General features: G+C 71.5%; 1 protein-coding gene. It reads left to right on the forward strand.

Features of this window, described 5'->3' with window-relative positions:
* Positions 1-123: 123 nt before the first annotated feature.
* Positions 124-552: an organic hydroperoxide resistance protein gene (locus tag DY245_RS32725; RefSeq protein ID WP_128510809.1), complete on the forward strand. Its 429-nt coding sequence runs from the start codon at positions 124-126 to the stop codon at positions 550-552.
* Positions 553-613: the final 61 nt, after the last annotated feature.

Below are 613 nucleotides of genomic sequence, written 5' to 3' on the forward strand. Positions count from 1 at the left end.
CATCGCTCCCCCCTCCGCCCCTGCCACCGCCCCCACCCGCCCGTTGCGCAGGCCCGTTAGGCTCAGCGGCAAGCCGTCGCGATCCGTGGGCGCGAGTCGCGGCGAACCTCAGGAGGATTTGGTATGTCCATCCAGACTGTCGACGTCGTCTACACCGCCGTCGCCACCGCTGAGAACGGCCGTGACGGCCGCGTCGCCAGCGACGACGGCAAGCTCGACGTCGTCGTCAACCCGCCCAAGGAGCAGGGCGGCAGTGGCGCCGGCACCAACCCCGAGCAGCTCTTCGCGGCGGGCTACAGTGCCTGCTTCCAGGGTGCGCTCAGCGTCGTCGCCCGCCGGGAGAACGCCGACGTCACCGGCTCCCGGGTGACCGCCAAGGTCGGCATCGGCAAGACCCCGGACGGTGCCTTCGGCCTCGCGGTCGAGATCTCCGCCTCGATCCCCAATGTGGACGCGGCCACCGCCAAGGACCTCGTGGAGAAGGCGCACCAGGTCTGCCCGTACTCCCACGCCACCCGTGGCAACATCGAGGTCAAGCTGAACGTCGCCTGAGACGCGCGGCCGACCGCACAGCCCAAGCCGAGGGCCGCACCCCACCGGGGTGCGGCCCTCG

This window comes from Streptomyces inhibens (assembly GCF_003389455.1).
GTDB classification, from domain to species: domain Bacteria; phylum Actinomycetota; class Actinomycetes; order Streptomycetales; family Streptomycetaceae; genus Streptomyces; species Streptomyces inhibens.